Origin of the sequence: Burkholderia territorii, assembly GCF_902833055.1 — a bacterium.
Lineage (GTDB): Bacteria > Pseudomonadota > Gammaproteobacteria > Burkholderiales > Burkholderiaceae > Burkholderia > Burkholderia territorii.
In genome coordinates this window covers 1-545 of record NZ_CADFEJ010000092.1, presented here as the reverse complement: position 1 = coordinate 545, position 545 = coordinate 1, and the positions used below count along the sequence as shown (strand labels likewise).

Here is a 545-nt window from a genome sequence, read left to right as displayed (position 1 = left end):
CGAGCACGCTCTCCACGGTCGGCGGCGGCAGCACGCGCATGATCGTCACGCTGCTGGCCTTCATCGTCGGCTCGGTGGTGGCCACCGCCCACATGCCGTTCTGGACCTCGATGCCGCAACTCAAGCCGCTCTCGCTGGTGCACGCGCTCGGCGTGGCGCCCGCGATCGTGCGGAACCTCGCGGTGTTCGCCGCGATCGCCGCGCTGACCGTGGCCATCGAGAAACGCCGCCACGGCCGCCTGGTCAACGCGCCCGAGCGCGCGCCGCATACCTCGCCCTGGCTGCACGGCCCCTGGCCGATGCTGGCCGGCGCGGTGGCGCTGGCGGTGCTCAACTTCGCCACGCTCGCGCTGTCGGGCCGCCCCTGGGGCGTGACCTCGGCCTTCGCGCTGTGGGGCGCCAAGGGTTTCGCCTCGCTCGGCCTCGACGTAGCGAGCTGGAAGTACTGGCTCGCGGGCCCGAACGCGGCCGCGCTGTCGGCGCCGGTCAGCCACGACGTGACCACCGTGATGGACATCGGCATCATCCTCGGCGCGATGGCCGCC

At 73.0% G+C, this 545-nt stretch carries 1 protein-coding gene; it reads left to right on the top strand.

Annotated features, from left to right (window positions below):
- A partial coding sequence (locus tag HW466_RS31155) for a YeeE/YedE thiosulfate transporter family protein (RefSeq protein WP_176316148.1) occupies positions 1 to 545 on the top strand: 545 nt, incomplete at both ends.